This window comes from Salinimicrobium flavum, assembly GCF_042684505.1.
GTDB classification, from domain to species: domain Bacteria; phylum Bacteroidota; class Bacteroidia; order Flavobacteriales; family Flavobacteriaceae; genus Salinimicrobium; species Salinimicrobium flavum.
In genome coordinates this window covers 838,922-859,236 of the sequence record NZ_JBHULT010000006.1, presented here as the reverse complement: position 1 = coordinate 859,236, position 20,315 = coordinate 838,922, and the positions used below count along the sequence as shown (strand labels likewise).

The window sequence follows — 20,315 nt, the reverse complement described above, 5'->3', positions numbered from 1 at the left end:
CGAAAACCACCACAATTCATATACGCAAGGTTGTAGTGTATTTAAACAAAAACTGTTTCTTTAATGAAGAAAATTTACATTCTATTTCTGATTTTTGTTTCAAACTTCACATTTGCTCAAGCAGATAAAGACTCTCTTTTAGCTCAGGACGCTGACTTGCTAATAGAAGAACTACGCTTTATTCACGGCCTGGATCAGGGAACCAGAAAATATCTGGATTACGGTAGTTTCAATAAAAGTTTTACCGATAGTATTGAAGGATTAAGTAAGGATGAAATAAAAGTAGCTGAGGAATCATTGCAATTGTCTAAGGCATCCAGATCTAAAATCTGGGAAAATTTTTTAAACCCTTTGGATTCCCTTAAGGCAAATCGAATGATTGAGATCATCGAAAAATACGGATTCCCTTCCGAAAAAAGACTTCAGAAATACAGTGACCAAAAAATAGATTTCAGTGCCCGCACAATTTTAGTGCATACACCTTTCAGTTTCAAAGAAAAAATGATTCCCATAATTGACAGAGAATATAAAGCTGGAAATCTTAAAAATCAATGTGAATATGGATATCTCCTATGGCATTTAAATGGAAGATCTGATTTTAAGTATATGCTGGAAAACGGATATGAAATGAAGAAAAAAACTGACGGAACTTTCGAACTGACCCCTAATTGTGAGTAAAAATCACCATTGAATAATACAAAGTGCGAAACACCTTTTAAAAAAGGCAATTCTAACTACTTTTAAAGAACATTATTTAACTGATGGTTCAATGTCCCAATCCGCACCTTGCGTTATTCGGGACGTTAGCATTATTTAAAATTAGAAATGGAATATTTAGTCGGTGATACATACGGGTTAATCCATTTGCTTTCATCAATAGTTGCTTTAGTAACAGGGACATTAGTCCTGATGATGAAAAAAGGAACAATACGACATAAGCAAATTGGGTATGTTTATGTGATAAGTATGGGTATATTAATACTGACTGCTTTTATGATTTATAGACTGTTTAATGGGTGGGGAATTTTCCATTATACCACTATCGTTATTTTTCTAACAATTAGTTTAGGGATGATACCTATATGGACTAAAAAGCCGGCCAAAAAGTGGAAATACATGCATTTTTCATTCATGTATTGGTCAGTAATAGGGTTGTACTCAGCATTTGTAGCAGAAGTTTTAACAAGGATTCCCAAAACCCCGTTTTTCGGAATGATTGGAATTTCGTTTGTGATAATAATCCTTGTAGCTGCTGTATTCTTTAGCATTAAGAAATCAAAATGGTCAGGACTATTTGGAAATGAGGAATAAAAAACGAAATGCTAACAGGGTATATGAAACCATAGCTCCATTCCCGGTTTGAATTCCTGGAGAACGAAGAGGGGGACATAGAGGGGCTCCTATATTACAATTCAGCTTATGACAAGGGATGGTGGATCAAACGAATTAAATCAAATCCATGGGAGGATATCTCAGAAATTGGTTTCGTGGGAGGTTATTGAATCCTTAATATTGCAACTTTTTGTTGATTTCCAATCGTTAATCAGAAAAAATAGCCTTCTTACTCCCGCAAATTGCAATAATCGAAACCGTTAGCGGTATGAAGTTCAACTTATGAAAGGTGAATTAAAGCGTTTTACTAATTTCTATACAGGACAGGTAGCTATTCTCTTCAGTATAATTACTTCCGGATACTGGATTTTCGGGAATTCTTTTGACGTATATACATATATATTCGTTGGGGCCATTTATGAATTACTATGGGTTTTTATGATTCCATTGCTATTTCTTGTTCCCCTTGCCTCTTTATTTGGTATAATTGTGAATAGATTCAAAAAAAGCTACCTCTATGTAATATCAATCTTGTTAAATATGGGAACATTTATTTGGATGAATTTTTTCCTTTAATGGTCCTGCCGACCCCCGAAGCGTTCAGAAAGCCCGACAGCCCATACAGTTGTTAATCGAGACGTTAAACCAAATTAATTAAAACACAATTATGCGTCATATTAAGTTCTTAACTCTTCTTTTATTCATTTTCACGACTCAAAGTTTCAATTCTCAAGACCATCGTTTGGTCGATAAAAAAATAGATTCATTTTTAAGTAATTTAACCGGGGAGGAATTTTCAGGAACAATATTAGTAGCAAAAGGTGACAGTATTACCCAGAAACGAGCTTATGGATTAGCTAGTAAAGAACTAGATGTAAAAAATAAAATTGATACAAAGTTTAATATAGCTTCTATAACAAAAACATTTACTGCAGTTGCCATTCTTCAACTATATGAAGAAGGGAAAATTGATCTGGAAACACCAATTGGAGAATATTTAAAAGACTATCCTAACGAGAAAGTTAGAAATTCTGTAACCATATCTCAATTATTAACTCATACTGCCGGACTACCCAATTTTTATATAACAAACTTTTTAGACAAATGTAAATTTGGATTTGAAGAAGTAAAGGACTTTGTACCTTTATTTGTAAATGACACCTTACTTTCCGAACCAGGAACGGAATACAATTATGATGCAGCTGGATATGTATTAATGGGATTAATTATAGAAAAAGTTACGGGCTCCAATTATTACGACTATTTAGAAGAAAATATTTTCGAAAAAGCTAATATGCCTAATACTTCAGCTTTTGGTATCGAAAAAATAGTAGAAAATAAAGCCAATGGATATACTTTTGCCGGAGATACAACCCAACTCTTAAGGAATAATATTTTCTATTTATCAAAAGCTTCACCTGGAGGCTTCCATTATTCCACTGTGGAAGATTTATTTAATTTCACCCATGCACTTTTCAATCACGATTTAATAAGTAAAAAAACCCTGGATTTAATGATCGAACCAAGAGTTAAAGGGTATAATACACATTTAGGCTATGGAATAGATGTAGATCAACGGTATGATGAAATTATTCTAGGCCATAGTGGAGGATGGTATGGAATAAGTGGTGAAATAATCTACTTGCCAGAATCGCGTTTTACCATAACAATTTTATCTAACGTGGATTCGAATATGGACTCAGGGAAATCAATGGTGTCTGACTTCTTTAAAGAATTACTGGCAGGTAAAATGGAGGAAAATTGACCTGGTCTAAAAACATATTAAAAACAGTAAGCATTGATTTATACGGGACGTTGTACACAAATATGAATAAAAGATAAATACTAAATCCTTAATTATATGAGCGGATCAACCCACTACGTCGATTTTTATTCTGGCACCGAAGTCGAGGTACTTCGAATAAAAGACATTCTGGAGCAAGAAAAAATTCCTTCCATTATTCAAAATGATTTGCATTCAGGAAATCTGGGAGGATTTTTTGGAGGAACGCCGACAACAGTACGACTGAAAGTTAGGCAACAGGATTTTGATAAAGCCAGAACTATCATTGAAAGTCCTGAATCGTCTTAACTTCAATCTTCCCCTTTAGTTTTAGGATTAAGAATATAAAATAACAAAAGGAGATCAGGAAATACTTATTACTGATGTATCCTTAACCTTACTTATCGAGAACCATTCGACTTAGTTGACGGTAATTTGTAGAAAGCACTGCCGGCCAACAACGTGTTTAGCAACCACGTACTAATTGCACCGGAGTAAGCAATTAAAACCATTTGATTAATAACTATAAAATTTCAGGATTATGAAGAAAGTCATGCTTTTCCTGACTTTTACCGGAGTTCTTGTCTCATGTAGTAATGATGAAAATCCTGAAGCAAAAACAATTGTTGAAGAAGTCACAATAAGCAATACAGAAACCTTCAACTATAATTTAGGATATTTTGGTGTTGAAGAAGGAGCGACTGTCCAAAAGCATCCTGAGAATGCTGACTTAAGTGAAATAATCCATGATGTGGTTCCCGGTGATTTTATTTACCAATATAAAGCGCAGGCAAATTTTCAAGGCAAAGATTATGTTGAAATTTGGACGGGAAGAGGTTCAGACGGTGCAAGCCCTGGTAATACAATAGAAGTTGTAAAGATCACTTTCAATATAACGGAATAAACGGTTACCACATTATCAAACATTAATAAAGTTTAATTCTTAAAAAAGGTGAAGCAGGTAAAATATCATTGTTTGACAAATTATTTATCTATAATTTCAAGATTCAAAAGGATGAAAACCAGGTGAATTAACCTTAACAACTAAAATTTGACTGATAGAATAACACCTGCCGAAAATTTTGCCGATCGAATCAAACAATATTATAACCCTTTAAATTCTTTAAAAATGAAAACAAACATTTTATTCGTATTTCTTGCAATAGTATTTTTTGTGGGATGTCAACCCAAGGTTCAGGATAAACCGGATAAACCTGTTGACCTTGCATCTGTGAAGGATAGTATTTCACTTATTATGGACAATTACTTTAAGGCAATTAACACAAAAGACCTTGAAGCTTATTCAAGTCTTCTGGCAGATGACGGATTATTCTGCGGAACTGATCCGGACGAATTTTGGAGTAAAAACGAAGTTGTTGATTTGATGAAACAACAATTTGCAGACACTTCTTTTAATTGGAATATTTCACCTGATAAACAGGAAATTAAGGTTTCTCCTAATGGGATGTCAGCAATAATTGTGAACCAATACTTAGTAACTCAACTAAGCCCAAAAATCCCGATGCGTGAAATAACATATATAAATAAAGCTGAAAATAAATGGCTAATTAGTTTTACCGGTTACAATTTCATCACTGAGAATGAAAACGTGGACAAATTAAATCAGGCACTGTAATTTCCCTACTGTGATTCTCGCAGCAAACGACATTGTGGCTGAAACAGTCGGCTACATTTGAAAGCAGACGAACCTGTCACCCGCCACTTACGTTAGCCGGAAACGTTGTGTAATTTGATCAAAGAGAAAGATGGCAGAAAAAATGAATGATTTAGACAATTATTTGGATAACCATTACATACACAGGAGTAATTGGTTAAGAGCAGCTGTCCTTGGAGCTAATGATGGAATTTTATCAACTGCGAGTATCGCGATTGGAGTTACTGCAGCGAGTGATATGCGAGAACCGGTTATCCTTGCAACATTAGCAGGATTAGTTGCCGGGGCTTTATCAATGGCAGCCGGAGAATATGTTTCTGTAAGTTCACAAACAGATGTTGAAAAAGCTGATATCCAGCGGGAAAAACAAGAACTGAAAGAAATGCCTGAAAGTGAATTGCAAATGCTTGCGGAAATTTATGAAAAACGAGGACTGAAAAAAGAAACCGCCCTGACTGTGGCTAAAGAATTGACTGAGCACGATGCGTTAGGTTCCCATATTAGAGACGAATTGGGAATTAATGAAATAAGTCAGGCTAAACCTATGCAAGCTGCATTTGCTTCCGGTGCAGCATTTACAGTTGGAGGAATACTACCTTTTCTTGTAACCCTCTTTCTTCCCTTGAAAAGCATGGAATATTCACTTTACGGTTTCGCCCTGTTTTTTTTAATAATATTAGGTGCATTAGCAGCTAAAACAGGTGGCTCAAGTATTAAAAAAGCAATTTTAAGAATTACTTTTTGGGGAACAGTAGCAATGGGATTGACAGCTTTGGTGGGATATATGTTCAATGTTAATATGGGATGAAATAACTATGAATAACAGGGTCAACTTTTATTGTTGTAAATAACTTTTTTCAAAAAGAGAATATCTGTAACGACCCAGATTTTGAACAAAGAAATAAATTAATAAGTCTTCAATAAGACGTAATTTATTTAAGCTACATGACAAACAGGTAATCATGCCGGTTATGAGAAAGATATTATGTTTCTTGTTCATCCTGTTTTTTCTGAATTCCTGCAGTGTTTATCATTCCCGATCAGTAAGCCTTGAAAAAGCGGTGGAATCAAAAAACAGGGTAAAGGTGATCACCGAAAAGGGGGTTTCCTACAAATTCAGGCGGCTTCAAATGGAGAACGCCCATTTAGTGGGTTTGGCTCACACCAGTTCAAATACTGCCAGGAAGATATCAGGTTTGCCGGTAGAAAAAAAAGGAAAGTTCCTTCATGTAAATCTCCTCGAAGATGATATTCAAGAACTGCGATTGAGAAATGACGCCCTTTCAATTTTAATAAGTATTCTCATCCCACTGACTGCGATAACTATCCCCATCCTCGTCTTTGCGGCGGGAGGGCCAGGCCTGCCGGGTTACCCTTAAAATCTTTAGAGTCATGGAAAGGCAGAAGAAATTGCTCGCAATTAAACTACTGCATACGCTGGTCTGGCTGTTCTTTGTGAGCATTATCTTTCTAGTGGTTTACTCGGGAATTACCGGCAGGATCACCCCATTTACCTGGATTTCAATAGGACTGATATTTGGAGAAGGTTTTGTGTTGTTAATCTTTAAAATGTTTTGTCCGCTCACTGTGATCGCAAGGAAATATTCCGATTCAAAAAAGGAAAATTTCGACATCTTCCTGCCTAATTGGCTTGCCAAACATAACAAACTGATCTTTACCAGTATTTTCCTCTTCGGGTTGGTGCTGGTACTTTTAAGGCACTTTGATGCATTATAAGCGGCAAAAAATGAATTTAAAAAACACTTATATTTTCCCGTAAAGAACAAACCTTCACAACCCTCTGAAATTCAAATTTTTGAATTAAATTAGAACCTTCCCTTCCCAAAGCATTCTCAAGTAACCAATTATCCATTATAAGAGATGAAAAAAGTAATTCAACACCTTCAAAAAACAGCATTACTGGCTGGAGGCTTTCTGTTTTTAAGCACCGGGATCCTATTTGCTCAAGACAAAGCCAGGCAGATCGAAGATCTCCTGAACAAGTATCATGAATACGGACAATTCAACGGATCTGTCCTGGTTGCCGATGACGGGGAGGTCATTTTTTCCGACGGTTTTGGGATGGCTAACATGGAATACGATATTCCCAACCAACCCGATACCAAACACAGGCTGGGCTCGATCACCAAACAGTTCACGGCAGCCCTTATCCTGCAATTGGTGGAACAGGGAAAACTGGAGCTGGACAAACCCATCTCCACTTACCTGCCCGATTATAAAGGACCAGCAGCCGATGTGGTGACCATTCACCACCTGCTCACCCACAGTTCGGGGATCCCCAGCTATACTTCCTTTCCTGGATTTTTTCAGGAACAAAGCCGGGACCCTTCCAGTCCGGAAGAATTCGTGAAGACCTTTTCAGATTCTACCCTGCAATTCACTCCCGGGGAGCGATTTTCCTATAACAACTCCGGTTATTTCCTGCTGGGTCACATCATAGAAGAGGTGACCGGAAAGACTTATGAGCAGGTACTGCAGGAAAACATTTTCACCCCCCTCAATATGAATGATACCGGCTATGATCACCATGAGACCATCCTGAAGAACAGGGCTTCGGGCTATGAGAAAAATGGCGGGGGTTATGTTAATGCTCCTTACCTGGACATGTCCCTACCCTACGCAGGCGGTTCCCTGTATTCTACTGTAGAAGATCTGTTCAAATGGGACCGCGCCCTGTACAATAACGAGGTGCTGTCTGAAAAATCTAAGAAACTAATGTTCACTCCCCATATCGCCTCCGGAAATTCGCACTACGGCTATGGTTGGAGTTTAGACAAATTGCCAATTGGCCAATCCAGAGACAGCGTGCCCATTGTTGTACACGGCGGAGGAATAAATGGTTTCAATACACTGATAGTTCGTTTCCCCGAAGAGGAGGATCTTGTGGTGCTGCTGAATAATACCGGCGGAACCAGGCTCAACGACATAGCAATGGGAATCACCAACATCCTGCATGGTGCAGAGGCTGAAATGCCCAGGAAGTCCCTGGCTATGGAAGTGTTGCCCGTTTTTTCAAAAGACGGTGTTGAAGCGGGATTGGCAAGATACAAGGAACTGAAAGCCGATGACACCTATGCTCTCAATGAACCGGAAATGAATCAGGTTGGTTATCGGTTACTTCAAAACGGAAAAATCAAAGAAGCCATTGAAGTTTTCAGGATTAATGTTGAAGAATTCCCCGATTCCTGGAATACCTATGACAGCCTGGGGGAAGCCTATATGGTAGATGGTCAGAAAGACAAGGCTATAATTAATTATGAAAAATCCATAGAGATGAATCCTGAAAACGAAAACGGAAAAAAGATGCTGGCAAAGATACGGACGAAATAAAAAGGCTTAGAGAAACTACCCCTTAAAATAAAGAAATCAGAGTTAACAAAATTATCCCTGCCTGAGAGTGGCAGGACCTGGTACTTACCATTTACAATTCACGCCAAATAGAAAACTGAAATGGAATTAGAAGATTTTGGATATAATGACGAATTCGAAAAGTTCAGGATTGAGAATAACCTCGGGGACCTGGAGATAGGAAGAGTCGTTTCAGAACACAAAGAAAGATATATTGTAAGAACTGAAAAGGGGGAATTGGAGGCCGAAATAACAGGGAATTTAAGATTTTCATCAAATAATCGGGAAGATTTTCCAGCAGTTGGTGATTGGGTGGCATTGGTAACCAATGATTCCGGTGTTTCCCAAATACATAAAGTTTTACCCAGATTCTCAATAATTTCAAGACAGAATGTTGGTCATACCGGAGAGAAGCAAATTATTGCAACCAATATTGATTATGCATTGATAGTCCAGGCTGCTGACAGGGATTTTAATATCAACAGACTTGAAAGATACCTGACCATTTGTTATTCATCAAAGGTTAGTCCTATCATTGTGCTCACTAAAATTGATTTGATAAATGAGCAGCAAATTTCTGAGATATTGGAAAAAATAAAAGCCAGGATCAAAAATGTTCCGGTTATTGCTTTAAGTAATAATTCCTTGGATGGATACGAAAAAATTAAACCGTTTATTGAAAAAGGAAAAACATATTGCATGTTAGGTTCTTCAGGGGTAGGAAAATCTACTCTGGTAAATAACCTTGCCGGCAGGACAATAATGCGAACAAATGCAATAAGCCAGAGTACAAATAAAGGGAGACACGTTACAAGTCACAGGCAATTAAGTATTCTTGAAAACGAGGGAATATTAATTGATAACCCCGGGATGAGGGAAGTAGGCATTACCGATTCCACAGGTGGATTAGAGATCACTTTCGACATGATTAACAGACTTTCTCTAAGCTGTAAATTCAAAGATTGTACCCACACAAAGGAGATTGGTTGTGCAGTTCTTGACGCTCTTGAAAAAGGAGAAATAGACCAGGCCTCCTACGAAAATTATCTAAAAATGGAGAGAGAGAAAACTCATTTTGAATCTTCAATTGCAGAGAAACGAAAAAAAGATAAAGATTTTGGTAAAACCCTGAAAAACTATAAAAAAGCCAGGAATAAAAAAAAGTACTAAGTATCACACTCCTTATAATAGAACATCTATACCCCTATCAATAGGTTTCCCTTTTTATATATAAAATAACACCACTTTCTTTTGCCAAAACTACTTACCAACTTTTTTTTGACTCCTGAGATCACACTAAACCATTTTTTCCTGAACTTTATCCCGTAGAAAACAAATTGCTTATATAAATAGGAATAAAATATGTTTCCAAAAGATTTTTACCAATATTTAAAGGACCACACCTTAATAGAGATCAAGGGGGGTAATACCCGCCCCACCTTTTTGCCTATCTGGATGGTGGAAGTTGATAACAGGATCTTTGCAAGAAGCTGGAACAAAAGTGAGAGAAGCTGGTTTACTGAATTCAGGAATTCAGGCATAGGACAGATCAAATACGGAGATAATATCCTGGATGTAACTGCCAGAAAAATCGAGGAGGACGATCCTGTTAATATCAGAATCAGCAAAGCATATCTTAAAAAATATGATCAACCCCAAAATTTAAAGTATTCTGAGGGCATTTCACAACCTGAATATTTTAATTATACCATGGAATTTTTTACAGGAATATAAAATATAAAAGGTGATCTTAGCACAGACCACCTTTTAATGAGCATTTTGTTTTTTGCCTTAGCTTAATTTTTCAGGTCAAAACGGTCAAGGTTCATCACTTTGTCCCAGGCCTTTACAAAATCTTTTACGAATTTTTCCTGCGCATCTTTACAGGCGTATACTTCAGCAAGAGCCCTGAGCTCAGCATTTGAACCAAATATAAGATCCACCCTGCTGCCCGTCCACTTCACTTCATCGGTGGAACGATCCCTGCCTTCAAATAAGTCTCCAGATTTGGGGCTGGCTTTCCATGTTGTCCCCATATCCAGTAGATTCACAAAGAAGTCATTGGTAAGTTGTCCCGGTCGATGGGTAAACACTCCGTGCTTAGAACCATCATAGTTGGTATCAAGTACGCGCATTCCGCCTACCAGTACTGTCATCTCAGGTGGGGTCAATGATAGCAGCTGAGCCTTGTCTACGAGCCTTTCTTCAGCAGAAGCTGATATATGGTCTCTGTTGCTTGCATAGTTGCGAAAACCATCCCCGCTGGGCTCCAGGGGTTCAAAGGCCTCCACATCTGTTTGCTCTGCCGTGGCATCTGTGCGTCCCGGCGCGAATGGGACTCCTATATCAAAGCCTGCGTCTTTCGCAGCTTTCTTAACGGCAAGGGAGCCTGCCAGTACTATGAGATCTGCAAGGGAAACTTTTTTATTACCAGATTGAGCATTGTTGAATTCATCCCTTATCTTTTCCAGCTTCATTAATACTTTCTGTAAACGGGCCGGATCATTGACCTCCCAGTGCCTTTGTGGCTCGAGGCGAATCCTGGCGCCGTTTGCCCCTCCTCTTTTATCAGAATTCCGGAAGGTTGATGCCGAGGCCCATGCCGTAAAGACCAACTGGGATATTGTTAGGCCTGAATCAAATATCATTTTCTCCAGTTCAGCTATATCTTCCCGATCAATCAATTCGTGATCTACCTCAGGGACCGGATCCTGCCAGAGGAGTTCTTCTGAAGGCACTTCTGGCCCCAAATATCTGGATACAGGTCCCATATCACGATGGGTCAACTTATACCAGGCCCTTGAAAAGGCATCTGCAAACTCATCGGGGTTCTCAAAAAAGTGTCGGGATATTTTTTCGTAAGCAGGATCTTCCCGCAGCGCTATATCTGTAGTAAGCATGAACGGAGCATGTTTTTTTGAAGGATCATGGGCATCGGGCACTGTATTTGCACCTGCATTATTTTTGGGTTTCCATTGATAGGCTCCCCCCGGTCCCTTATGGCATTCCCATTCAAAACCAAACAGGTTCTCGAAAAATTTGTTGCTCCATTGGGTTGGGGTCTGGGTCCAGGCTCCTTCAATTCCACTGGTGATGGTATCGGCCCCTTTACCGCTCCCGAATTTGTTTTTCCAGCCAAGGCCCATTTCTTCCAGGCCGGCACCTGCCGGTTCGACACCCACGTTTTCCACAGGATCTGCAGCCCCATGAGTTTTACCGAAGGTATGCCCCCCGGCAATAAGCGCGACGGTCTCATAATCATTCATGGCCATGCGTCCAAAAGTTTCCCTTATATCATGGGCGGCACCAAGAGGATCTGGATTGCCATTAGGTCCTTCAGGGTTAACGTATATTAAGCCCATATGAGAAGCCGCAAGAGGATTTTCAAGTGCGTCCCCTTTAGCGTAACGTTCCTTATTAGCGACCCATTCGCCCTCAGAACCCCAGTAAATATCTTCTTCCGGTTCCCAGACATCTTCGCGGCCACCGCCAAATCCAAAAGGTTTTAACCCCATGGATTCCAGGGCGACATTCCCGGTGAGGATCATAAGATCTGCCCAGGATATCTTTCTCCCATATTTTTGTTTGACAGGCCACAAAAGCAGGCGGGCTTTGTCAAGGTTCGCATTATCTGGCCAGCTGTTTAGGGGTGCAAATCTTTGAGAACCCGAACTCGCGCCCCCACGGCCATCACCAATACGATAGGTCCCGGCGCTGTGCCAGGCCATACGAATGAACAGTGGCCCGTAGTGGCCATAATCTGCCGGCCACCATTCCTGCGATTGGGTCATAAGCTCATGAAGGTCCCTTTTTACCGCGGCCAGGTCCAGGCTCTTGAATTCTTCTGCGTAGTTAAAATCCTCCCCCATAGGATCAGACAATTTAGAGTGTTGCCTGAGAATGCGAAGGTTCAACATATTTGGCCACCAGTCCCTGTTTGTTGTACCACTTCCGGCAGTCTTGTCAAGCGCCCCTCCCGTAAAAGGGCATTTGTGGGATTCGTTCACTTCCCATACTTTGTGATTGCCTGGCGTGCTTGTATGCTTGTTCTTATCCATTGTGTGAAGTTTTAGTGGTTATGACTAATTTAGTATAATTTATTTTTATGGATTTTTATTTTCCATTCTTATTTTCTATAGTGGTTAGAGAAAAACTATAGAGGGAGGCGGCAGCAATAAAGTAATTAGCCTTTTAATTTAAGGAATTTTGCGTTACCCCGGAAATAAACGTAACCTTCCTTGCCCATTTCAGGACTGCATCTTTTTTAAGTGAAATGTAAAATCTATACTTTTTTGTTTTACCTTTGAATCACAAAGTACTTTTAAATGAAAAAAGAAAAGGATTATATGCAGGACATTGCAGAGATACGTTCCATGATGGAACGCAGCTCGAAATTCCTGTCTCTCGCCGGGTGGGCGGGTATATTAGCCGGGATCTATGCCCTTGTCGCTGTTTATATTGCGTATGAATATCTTGCTCTCACCCCGGAAGCGCTTTTATCAGATCCTGAAAGTTCTTTCTCTGGACTATGGGAGCTCCTCATATTAGGGATCATCCTTCTGGCCCTGGCTGTGGGTACGGCCATCTTCCTTTCTTCAAGAAAGGCATCGGAAAAAGGGGAAAAATTATGGAATCCTACCTCCAGACGCCTTCTGGAACAAATGGCAGTGCCGTTGATCACGGGGGGGATCCTTATTTTAATGACGATCTCCCTGGGTTATATTGGTCTGCTTCTCCCCTTCTCCCTGTTATTTTATGGCCTTGCTCTGTTTAACGCCGGAAAATATACCTATTCGGAAGTGAAATTTTTGGGCCTTATAGAAATAGTGCTGGGTCTGCTGAGCTTCCGGTTCCCGCAATGGGGATTATATTTTTGGGCGACAGGATTCGGGGCAGTTCATATTATTTACGGCATTTATATGCATTACAGGTACGAGAAGTGAAAATATCAATTGAGGGTTTGCATAAGGCATTTGAAAGCAGGATAAGGCTTGGCATCATGTCTGCCCTGGCTGTAAATGATATGCTCGATTTTAATTCCCTGAAGGAATATCTCGGGGTGACCGATGGGAACCTGGCAAGCCACCTGAAGGCCCTGGAAAAAGAAGATTTCATTGAAGTTGAAAAGTCATTCGTTGACCGAAAACCGAATACTAAATACAATATGACCAAAAAGGGAAAAAAAGCATTTGAGGATCACCTAAGCATTTTGGAAAAGTTGATCAGGTCTCAGAAATAACAGAAATTTTTTTTGTACTTACACTTTGAAATACAAAGTACTTTAGAACCAATTAATAACTTAAAATTAAAATCATGACACAGCAGGATCAATTAGAAAACCACCGAATGGAGTGGATATCCTTTATCAAACCAATTTTAATAGGTGCAGTAGTCGCCTTCCTGGTGATCTCCTTTTTTGTTTTTGGATTAAATAACCCGGCTCCTGAATGGGGAAGATTCTGGAAAATAAGGCCTCTGATTATTACCCCTTTGGCCGGAGCTGTTGGCGGGGCATTTTATGCCTATATGCAGTCCCGGGTCAATCGAGGGTTTAACAGGACGGCCGCAGTCCTTATTAGCCTGTTGGTCTATATTATTGGAGTATGGCTGGGAGTGGTGTTGGGACTTGACGGTACCTTGTGGGATTAATCCGTACGATCCTTCTTAATAATCAAAAGCTAATCTTAAAACGAATTACCAATGAAAGCTGACATCTATAAACATCAGAACGACCCCGGTCAATTGGAAGCCTTGTACCGAAGCAATAAGGTAAAATTCAGGCGTGAGTTCAACCTCGTTTACCATGAGTTAAAAGGCAGCAGCCTGGCCGACTTTTGGAATGAAAGGTTGAACTACGAGTCCGACTCTATTTCCTGGGGCACAAAAAAGGAACTCATTTTTGTGATCACAGTTTCTTTGATAGCCGGCCTTATCGCAAAGATCCCAAACCTCACAGGCCTGGACCCTGAATTTTTCTATCCCCGGAATATCGGTTTCATAGTGTTTCCCATGTTAGCAGCCTATTTTTTGTGGAAACAGAAGATGCCGGTCAAACACTGGTTCATTGCTTTTGGGGTGAATTTGATCTCAGCGATCTATATAAACCTTCTGCCGGGTGATGATGGCAGCGACACCCTTATCCTTGCCTGCATTCACCTGCTTTTGATCCTATGGGCAGTAACCGGTTTCACTTTCACAGGCCAAAAACTGAAAGATCTCCAACGGAGGCTTGAGTTTCTTCGATATAATGGGGACCTCGTGGTAATGACCACAATTTTACTTTTAGCGGGAGGCCTTATGACTGCTGTGACCTTAGGACTTTTTGAATTAATTGATCTTAATATTGAAGAGTTTTATTTTCAATATTTGGGCATATGGGGTCTGGCCGCAGCCCCTGTCATTGCAACATACCTGGTACAAACCAATCCCCACCTGGTGAATAAGGTCTCCCCTGTGATCGCAAAGGTCTTTACCCCACTGCTACTTGTAATGCTTATAATATACCTGGGCGCAGTGATCTTCACGGGCAAAGACCCCTACAATGACCGGGAGTTTTTAATGATCTTCAATATACTGTTGATCGGGGTAATGGCTATCATCCTTTTCTCTGTTGCTGAAACTTCACGGAATAACACCAGCCGTATTGGCGCTCTAACGCTGCTGGGGCTTTCTATTGTGACCATCGTTGTGAACGCAGTAGCATTAACGGCAATTTTATTCAGGATCTCAGAGTGGGGAGTAACCCCCAACCGCATTGCCGTACTGGGTGGGAATCTGCTTATACTTATAAATTTGCTCCTGGTCACCTACAGGCAATATCAGGCCGTTAAAGATCAAAGCAAATTAGAGCAGGTTGAAAACAGTATCGCCTCCTTTTTGCCCATCTATGTACTGTGGGCGATCCTGGTGACTTTTATTTTTCCGGTGCTTTTCAACTTTAGATAACCTCTCTGCTAATAAGAAGTTTTGAATTAATTTTTCAGGATGGAATACTTCGTTGACAAAAAGTCCATAGTGCGTAAGATCTGGGGGAAGGGAGACACTATCCTGCTGATATTTGCCGGAGCCGCTGCTGAGTTTGCCCTCAATAAATCGGTGGACTGGCTTTATTTTACCGGCCGTCTTCCTGCAGATCCTTTGGGACGGCTTTTTTCCACGGTAACCTATGCCCGAAAAATTGTTTTTTCTGAAGAAGAACCGGCCTTGCAGGCTATTGATAAAATTGCCGCCATACATGCCCGGGTGGAAACCGGTCGTGGCAGGAAGATCCCGGATTGGGCTTATAGGGATGTACTTTTTATGCTCATTGATTACTCAATCAGATCTTATGAATTACTGGAACATAGGTTAAGTGAAACAGAGAAGCAGGAGGTTTTCGATGTTTTTTACAGAGTGGGAAACCGGATGGGGATTTGCGGCCTGCCGCAGAGCTTCAAGGATTGGCAAAGAATGCGAAGGGAACACCTGCAAAATGACCTGGAATATAGCCATTACACCGCCGACCTTTACAACCGGTATCGAATACATCTGGGAAAAATGAGATACACGGTGTTGTTGGAAGCCCAAAGTCTGCTAGTGCCATCAAGGGTTCGTCAACAACTTGGTCTGAAAAAGTTCTCGCTGTTAAAACCTATGATAAGACCTTACAGGCTAAGCAGAAACTTAAAATTAGACCTGCTGTTGAAATACTTTATCCTGCCTTCCCGATACAAAAAAGAGATTAAAGATCTCGATCATTTACCCGAAGCAGCGAGAAAATAAAAGTGAAGTTGCTGAAACAGGTAATAAAAACAAAGGCTGCATAATTGCAGCCTTTGAAATCTTATTAGGAATGCTTCCTGTGTTCGGCAGCAACCTCGTCTGTATCTTTTCTGTATTTAAGCATGGATATGCCGGCAATGAAGAATACAAAACCCAGAATTGCCAGGGCCCATGGACTAAACATTAGGGCTACGCTGCCAAAGATCCCCAGAACTCCAAGAATCAATGCAATGGCACCGCCAATTAACATGATAACTGCTAAGATCTTTATCATAATATTATTTATTGGTTAAGGGAATAAAGTTATACATTCTATCGAAACCAACATCCCTATTAACATTCTCTAAAGAATATTCGTAAAAATTTACACCGAAAATTGAATTTTTATCTTGTAAACCTATCTGGGTAACTTAGTTAGCAGGTTTCCTATTTGTATCTTTAAAACCTGATCATTTTAAAATTCAGGACTGCAATGAACCTACCGCCATATTCTAAATTTCCCATGATAACGGGAAAGGGGATCATTTTGAGAAGGGTCACGAATCTGGATATTCCGCAGCTCGTGGATATCTGCTTTTATGACGGGGAAAAAGCTGAATCTGTGGAACAGGCTCTGACAATGCAGGAAAAGATAGACCGGGATTATGAAGACGGCACTTCTATTCATTGGGGAATTGAGGATCTAACTTCCGGACGTATAGTGGGCACCTGCGGCTATTACCGTGGTTTCAAAAATGCTTCGGGAGAGCTGGGTTGTGTCTTGTTACCCTCCTTCCGCGGAAAAGGTTATATGACCAAAGCCATGCAGCTGGTAATGGATTTCGGATTTCTTGACATGGGGCTGGAAAAAGTTACAGCGGTGACCTCAACACAAAATCAGGCAGCCATTCAACTCCTGGAGCAACTGGGTTTCAGTAAAACGGAAGAAAAGGAGGAGATGATCTATGCAGAATTTTGCCGCCCTGCCTTCAGCAGAAAGATCAGAAGGTTTACCTCATTAGATCAAAAGCAGGTACTAACACTACTGGAACTGAATACTCCTAAATATTTCCATCCTTCCGAAGAAAAAGACCTGATAACGTTTTTTGACCGCTTTGCAGAACATTATTTTGTAGTGGAAGAAGCAGGAAGGATAATAGCCTGCGGCGGGTACAATTTGGGGTTTGAAGAAGGAAAGGCGGCCAGGTTGTCCTGGGATATAGTTCATCCCGCTTATCACGGAAAAGGGGTTGGAAGGAAATTAACTGCTTTCAGGCTGGATGAGTTAAAAAAACACCCGGAGGTTAAAAAGGTCCAGGTAAGGACCACCCGGGAAGCCCATGGGTTTTATCAAAAAACAGGATTCAGACTGGTTTCTACTGTAAAAGATTATTGGGCAGGAAGCTTCGATCTTTACCTTTTGGAACTTCTGCTTAAAAATTGAATTTTTGATAACTCTTAGGGGAAGGCAATTCTCTCAAAAATCTTTCAAAAACTGTAAAATGTCATGAATTTTTGAATTTCACATGCTTATATTTATTCCTCTAATATTCTCAGCCGGGGTCTGTTTATAAGAAGTGATCCCGATCCTCCCCCCTTCCGGAATTCTATAAGATTCCGGGAACCACCCGTTTAAAGTACCACTTATGTCAGCAACCTTATGGCATACTATAGAAACAGAGGAAACGCTCCAGAAACTGGACTCCTCAACGTCTGGCCTCTCTTCTGCCGAAGTTGAAGAAAAGGTTTCCCGGCACGGAAAGAATCTTCTGCCTTCCAGGAAAAGGCTCACCCTGTTCAGGATCATCCTGGACCAGTTCATGAGTTCCCTTATCTATGTCTTACTGGCCGCAGCAATCGTTGCCCTTATTCTCGAAGAATATTCAGATGCAGGTTTCATTTTTCTGGTATTGATCATCAACGCGGTCATTGGAGCTTTTCAGGAATGGAAAGCTGAGGAAAAAGCCTCTGCCCTGGAGAACCTCATCAAACTTAAGGTAAAGACAATGCGGGATGGGAAGGTCAGGGTGATTGACAGTGAAGATCTGGTTCCCGGAGACATTGTGATGCTTGAATCGGGGAATAAAGTCCCGGCAGACATTCGCATTCTGCGGGAGAACAATCTTACTGCCGAAGAAGCTATACTTACCGGGGAGTCAATGGCCATAGACAAACAGAGTGAAACCCTGGAGAAAGAAAAAGCTGCCGTTTCTGAAAGATCAAATATGCTTTTTGCCGGCACCACTATTACCACCGGGAGAGGCACAGGGGTGGTGGTTTCTACAGGTTTGGATACCGAGATTGGAAAAATAGCTTCCTCCCTTACAGAACTCAGCACAGGAAAGGCTCCGCTGGTAAAAAGAATGGAAATTTTTACCCGGAAAATAAGTTTCATCGTGCTGGGGGCGTGCCTTGTACTGGGGGTGACCGGTTACTACAGCGGTATTCCCATCAAAGAAATTTTCTTTTTTGTGGTGGCGGTCGCGGTCTCGGCAATTCCCGAAGGCCTGCCCATTGCCATGACCGTGGCCCTTTCTATAGGTGCTTCCAGAATGGCAAAAAGAAATGTGATCATAAGGAAACTTACCGCTGTTGAAGGCCTTGGAAGCTGCACTTTTATCGCCACAGATAAGACCGGGACCCTAACCGTTGACCAGCAGACGGCCAGGGTAATCGTATTGCCGGGTGCCATTCCTTTCAAGGTATCTGGGGAAGGATACAATGGGAAAGGAGATATCACAGCTCCGGACGGAGAAAAGGCCTTCGTCAAAACCTCTCCCGAATTTGGAGATCTGATAAGGGCAGTGACCATATGCAATGAAGGTGATCTCTCACAGGATGACGGAGGCTGGAGTTATGCGGGTGACCCAATTGATGTCGCTCTTTTATGCCTTACTTATAAAGCCGGATCTACCCCTATGAAGATCCTTGAGCAAGTTGAAAAAGTGAGTGAGGTGCCATTTGAATCTGAAAGACAATATGCCGCGGTCTATTATAAGGAAAAAGGTAAAGAGCAGCTGCAGATAAGCGTAAAAGGAGCTATTGAAAAAATAAGGGAGAGGATAGATGCTGAAAAAAATTCAGAAATGCTGGAGAAGGCCGTCAAATATGCCGCAGACGGTTACCGAATCCTTGCTGTAGGTGGTGGTCCTGTAGAGGAAGTAATGCCAGTGGGAGAATTGCCTTTCATGGAGCTCCTTGGCTTCATAGCTCTCATTGATCCCCTTAGGCCCGAAGCTGCAGCTGCGGTAGAGGCCTGTCACCGTGCAGGGGTACAGGTCGCAATGGTGACCGGTGATCATCCCGCCACTTCCCTTGCCATTGCCCGGGAGGTAGGTATCGCCAAAACCCGGGAAGAGCTCATTACCGGTGATGAATTAAGTGCCATCTCCTCTAAAGCTGGTACAGAGTTTCTGGATATCCTAAAGTCGAAACGTGTATTCTCCAGGGTATCGCCCCAACAGAAACAAGTGATCGTAGAATCTCTCAGGGAAGCCGGGCATTTTATTGCGGTCACGGGAGACGGGGTGAATGATGCCCCAGCCCTTAAAACAGCTAATATTGGGGTAGCCATGGGATATGGAACAGACGTGGCAAAAGACACTTCTTCAATAATCATAAGTGACAATAATTTTGCTTCTATTGCCGCAGGAATCGAAGAAGGACGTTTTACCTACAGTAACCTGAGAAAGATCATTTACCTGCTTATTTCCACCGGGGCTGCCGAGTTGATCACCATTGGTCTTGCTCTGGCGTTCATGCTACCTCTACCGTTTCTGCCGGTCCAACTACTTTGGCTCAACCTCGTGACCAACGGAATCCAGGATGTCGCTTTGGCGTTCGAAGCCGGGGAGAAAAAGGTAATGCGGCAGGCACCCCGAAGGCCCGATGAAGCCATATTTGATCCTTTGATGATTAGGCAAACACTCATTTCAGCAGCTGTAATAGGCCTGCTGGCATTTGGACTTTGGTATCATTTGCTCAACCACCTGCACTGGGAAGAATCTATAGCGCGTAACGCCGTACTGATGCTAATGGTCCTCCTTCAGAATTTCCATGCATTAAACTGCCGGTCTGAGACCCGCTCGGTTTTCCGGATACCACTAAAAAAGAATCTGGTACTGATCTTCGGAATACTTGCCGCCCAGAGCATACATGTGGTAGCCCTGCAACTCCCAATCATGCAGACCATCCTAAGCCTCTACCCTATTGCATGGCAGCACTGGTTGTATTTATTCCTTACCGCCTCCAGCATCCTGTTCGCTATGGAGATCTTTAAGCTCTATCTTAAAAAGAAGAATTTGGTTATTCGAAAATAAAGATCGAAGTCATTACAAAATCATCATTTACCTCATCCCAAACCGGGCGATCGATACCCTCTTCAAAAATGCCGGTTGGCTATCATCTTTATAGCTC

At 41.2% G+C, this 20,315-nt stretch carries 21 protein-coding genes; 19 read left to right on the top strand and 2 right to left on the bottom strand.

The window, feature by feature from the left end; genetic code table 11:
- Nucleotides 1-63 precede the first annotated feature (63 nt).
- The 12 genes from ACFSTG_RS07370 (at nt 64) to ACFSTG_RS07315 (ending at nt 9,893) form a co-directional block, all read left to right on the top strand.
- The gene (locus tag ACFSTG_RS07370; protein ID WP_380750379.1) at nt 64-678 is read left to right on the top strand and encodes a hypothetical protein; all 615 of its coding nucleotides are present in this window, start codon (nt 64-66) and stop codon (nt 676-678) included.
- A gap of 147 nt (nt 679-825) precedes the next feature.
- Nucleotides 826-1,311: a DUF2306 domain-containing protein gene (locus ACFSTG_RS07365; protein WP_380750376.1), complete on the top strand. Its 486-nt coding sequence runs from the start codon at nt 826-828 to the stop codon at nt 1,309-1,311.
- Nucleotides 1,312-1,999: 688 nt separating this feature from the next.
- Nucleotides 2,000-3,097, top strand: coding sequence for a serine hydrolase domain-containing protein (locus tag ACFSTG_RS07360; protein ID WP_380750373.1), 1,098 nt, complete (start codon nt 2,000-2,002; stop codon nt 3,095-3,097).
- 96 nt (nt 3,098-3,193) lie between these two features.
- Nucleotides 3,194-3,424, top strand: coding sequence for a putative signal transducing protein (locus ACFSTG_RS07355; protein ID WP_380750371.1), 231 nt, complete (start codon nt 3,194-3,196; stop codon nt 3,422-3,424).
- A 232-nt stretch (nt 3,425-3,656) separates the two neighbouring features.
- Nucleotides 3,657-4,019 carry a hypothetical protein gene (locus tag ACFSTG_RS07350; protein WP_380750368.1) on the top strand — a complete coding sequence of 121 codons (363 nt, stop codon included), beginning with the start codon at nt 3,657-3,659 and terminating at the stop codon, nt 4,017-4,019.
- A gap of 225 nt (nt 4,020-4,244) precedes the next feature.
- Nucleotides 4,245-4,751 (top strand): nuclear transport factor 2 family protein, encoded by a 507-nt coding sequence (locus tag ACFSTG_RS07345; RefSeq protein WP_380750366.1) that lies wholly within the window; start codon nt 4,245-4,247, stop codon nt 4,749-4,751.
- A gap of 142 nt (nt 4,752-4,893) precedes the next feature.
- Entirely contained in the window at nt 4,894-5,598 is a 705-nt protein-coding gene (locus ACFSTG_RS07340; protein WP_380750816.1) for a VIT1/CCC1 transporter family protein, read from the top strand.
- Between the two features lie 163 nt (nt 5,599-5,761).
- Nucleotides 5,762-6,169: a hypothetical protein gene (locus ACFSTG_RS07335; RefSeq protein ID WP_380750363.1), complete on the top strand. Its 408-nt coding sequence runs from the start codon at nt 5,762-5,764 to the stop codon at nt 6,167-6,169.
- A gap of 13 nt (nt 6,170-6,182) precedes the next feature.
- Nucleotides 6,183-6,527, top strand: a complete 345-nt coding sequence (locus tag ACFSTG_RS07330; RefSeq protein WP_380750360.1) for a hypothetical protein — start codon at nt 6,183-6,185, stop codon at nt 6,525-6,527.
- A gap of 144 nt (nt 6,528-6,671) precedes the next feature.
- On the top strand, nt 6,672-8,141 hold the full coding sequence (locus tag ACFSTG_RS07325; protein WP_380750357.1) for a serine hydrolase: 1,470 nt from the start codon (nt 6,672-6,674) through the stop codon (nt 8,139-8,141).
- Between the two features lie 120 nt (nt 8,142-8,261).
- Complete coding sequence (gene rsgA / locus ACFSTG_RS07320) at nt 8,262-9,329, top strand: ribosome small subunit-dependent GTPase A (protein ID WP_380750354.1); 1,068 nt, start codon at nt 8,262-8,264, stop codon at nt 9,327-9,329.
- A gap of 192 nt (nt 9,330-9,521) precedes the next feature.
- Complete coding sequence (locus tag ACFSTG_RS07315) at nt 9,522-9,893, top strand: DUF2255 family protein (protein ID WP_380750352.1); 372 nt, start codon at nt 9,522-9,524, stop codon at nt 9,891-9,893.
- A gap of 62 nt (nt 9,894-9,955) precedes the next feature.
- Here the strand turns inward: ACFSTG_RS07315 and katG are convergent, their stop codons facing one another.
- Nucleotides 9,956-12,217, bottom strand: coding sequence for a catalase/peroxidase HPI (katG, locus tag ACFSTG_RS07310; RefSeq protein ID WP_380750349.1), 2,262 nt, complete (start codon nt 12,215-12,217; stop codon nt 9,956-9,958).
- A 267-nt stretch (nt 12,218-12,484) separates the two neighbouring features.
- Here katG and ACFSTG_RS07305 point away from each other — a divergent pair, with 267 nt between their 5' ends.
- The 5 genes from ACFSTG_RS07305 (at nt 12,485) to ACFSTG_RS07285 (ending at nt 15,920) form a co-directional block, all read left to right on the top strand.
- Nucleotides 12,485-13,102: a hypothetical protein gene (locus ACFSTG_RS07305; protein ID WP_380750347.1), complete on the top strand. Its 618-nt coding sequence runs from the start codon at nt 12,485-12,487 to the stop codon at nt 13,100-13,102.
- Nucleotides 13,103-13,119: 17 nt separating this feature from the next.
- Nucleotides 13,120-13,398 carry a winged helix-turn-helix domain-containing protein gene (locus ACFSTG_RS07300; protein WP_380750344.1) on the top strand — a complete coding sequence of 93 codons (279 nt, stop codon included), beginning with the start codon at nt 13,120-13,122 and terminating at the stop codon, nt 13,396-13,398.
- Between the two features lie 74 nt (nt 13,399-13,472).
- Nucleotides 13,473-13,808: a potassium transporter KefB gene (locus ACFSTG_RS07295; protein WP_380750342.1), complete on the top strand. Its 336-nt coding sequence runs from the start codon at nt 13,473-13,475 to the stop codon at nt 13,806-13,808.
- Between the two features lie 51 nt (nt 13,809-13,859).
- Nucleotides 13,860-15,104 carry a hypothetical protein gene (locus tag ACFSTG_RS07290; RefSeq protein ID WP_380750340.1) on the top strand — a complete coding sequence of 415 codons (1,245 nt, stop codon included), beginning with the start codon at nt 13,860-13,862 and terminating at the stop codon, nt 15,102-15,104.
- A 39-nt stretch (nt 15,105-15,143) separates the two neighbouring features.
- The gene (locus tag ACFSTG_RS07285) at nt 15,144-15,920 is read left to right on the top strand and encodes an oxygenase MpaB family protein (RefSeq protein ID WP_380750337.1); all 777 of its coding nucleotides are present in this window, start codon (nt 15,144-15,146) and stop codon (nt 15,918-15,920) included.
- A gap of 64 nt (nt 15,921-15,984) precedes the next feature.
- Here ACFSTG_RS07285 and ACFSTG_RS07280 read toward each other — a convergent pair whose 3' ends face one another.
- Nucleotides 15,985-16,194 (bottom strand): hypothetical protein, encoded by a 210-nt coding sequence (locus tag ACFSTG_RS07280; protein WP_380750335.1) that lies wholly within the window; start codon nt 16,192-16,194, stop codon nt 15,985-15,987.
- Nucleotides 16,195-16,422: 228 nt separating this feature from the next.
- On the opposite strand from ACFSTG_RS07280, the gene ACFSTG_RS07275 reads away from it, so the two are divergent.
- Both ACFSTG_RS07275 and ACFSTG_RS07270 read left to right on the top strand, forming a co-directional pair.
- On the top strand, nt 16,423-17,343 hold the full coding sequence (locus ACFSTG_RS07275; RefSeq protein ID WP_380750333.1) for a GNAT family N-acetyltransferase: 921 nt from the start codon (nt 16,423-16,425) through the stop codon (nt 17,341-17,343).
- A 202-nt stretch (nt 17,344-17,545) separates the two neighbouring features.
- Nucleotides 17,546-20,218: a cation-translocating P-type ATPase gene (locus ACFSTG_RS07270; protein ID WP_380750330.1), complete on the top strand. Its 2,673-nt coding sequence runs from the start codon at nt 17,546-17,548 to the stop codon at nt 20,216-20,218.
- The last annotated feature ends 97 nt before the right edge of the window (nt 20,219-20,315 follow it).

Excerpts from the sequence above, each read along its gene's own strand:
- katG (WP_380750349.1), bottom strand. The coding sequence starts at position 12,217 with ATGGATAAGAACAAGCATACAAGCACGCCAGGCAATCACAAAGTATGG.
- ACFSTG_RS07270 (WP_380750330.1), top strand. The coding sequence starts at position 17,546 with ATGTCAGCAACCTTATGGCATACTATAGAAACAGAGGAAACGCTCCAG.
- ACFSTG_RS07340 (WP_380750816.1), top strand. The coding sequence starts at position 4,894 with ATGAATGATTTAGACAATTATTTGGATAACCATTACATACACAGGAGT.
- ACFSTG_RS07350 (WP_380750368.1), top strand. The coding sequence starts at position 3,657 with ATGAAGAAAGTCATGCTTTTCCTGACTTTTACCGGAGTTCTTGTCTCA.
- ACFSTG_RS07305 (WP_380750347.1), top strand. The coding sequence starts at position 12,485 with ATGAAAAAAGAAAAGGATTATATGCAGGACATTGCAGAGATACGTTCC.
- ACFSTG_RS07370 (WP_380750379.1), top strand. The coding sequence starts at position 64 with ATGAAGAAAATTTACATTCTATTTCTGATTTTTGTTTCAAACTTCACA.
- ACFSTG_RS07280 (WP_380750335.1), bottom strand. The coding sequence starts at position 16,194 with ATGATAAAGATCTTAGCAGTTATCATGTTAATTGGCGGTGCCATTGCA.
- ACFSTG_RS07360 (WP_380750373.1), top strand. The coding sequence starts at position 2,000 with ATGCGTCATATTAAGTTCTTAACTCTTCTTTTATTCATTTTCACGACT.
- ACFSTG_RS07365 (WP_380750376.1), top strand. The coding sequence starts at position 826 with ATGGAATATTTAGTCGGTGATACATACGGGTTAATCCATTTGCTTTCA.
- ACFSTG_RS07335 (WP_380750363.1), top strand. The coding sequence starts at position 5,762 with ATGAGAAAGATATTATGTTTCTTGTTCATCCTGTTTTTTCTGAATTCC.
- ACFSTG_RS07315 (WP_380750352.1), top strand. The coding sequence starts at position 9,522 with ATGTTTCCAAAAGATTTTTACCAATATTTAAAGGACCACACCTTAATA.
- ACFSTG_RS07325 (WP_380750357.1), top strand. The coding sequence starts at position 6,672 with ATGAAAAAAGTAATTCAACACCTTCAAAAAACAGCATTACTGGCTGGA.
- rsgA (WP_380750354.1), top strand. The coding sequence starts at position 8,262 with ATGGAATTAGAAGATTTTGGATATAATGACGAATTCGAAAAGTTCAGG.
- ACFSTG_RS07275 (WP_380750333.1), top strand. The coding sequence starts at position 16,423 with ATGATAACGGGAAAGGGGATCATTTTGAGAAGGGTCACGAATCTGGAT.
- ACFSTG_RS07295 (WP_380750342.1), top strand. The coding sequence starts at position 13,473 with ATGACACAGCAGGATCAATTAGAAAACCACCGAATGGAGTGGATATCC.
- ACFSTG_RS07330 (WP_380750360.1), top strand. The coding sequence starts at position 6,183 with ATGGAAAGGCAGAAGAAATTGCTCGCAATTAAACTACTGCATACGCTG.
- ACFSTG_RS07355 (WP_380750371.1), top strand. The coding sequence starts at position 3,194 with ATGAGCGGATCAACCCACTACGTCGATTTTTATTCTGGCACCGAAGTC.
- ACFSTG_RS07345 (WP_380750366.1), top strand. The coding sequence starts at position 4,245 with ATGAAAACAAACATTTTATTCGTATTTCTTGCAATAGTATTTTTTGTG.
- ACFSTG_RS07290 (WP_380750340.1), top strand. The coding sequence starts at position 13,860 with ATGAAAGCTGACATCTATAAACATCAGAACGACCCCGGTCAATTGGAA.
- ACFSTG_RS07285 (WP_380750337.1), top strand. The coding sequence starts at position 15,144 with ATGGAATACTTCGTTGACAAAAAGTCCATAGTGCGTAAGATCTGGGGG.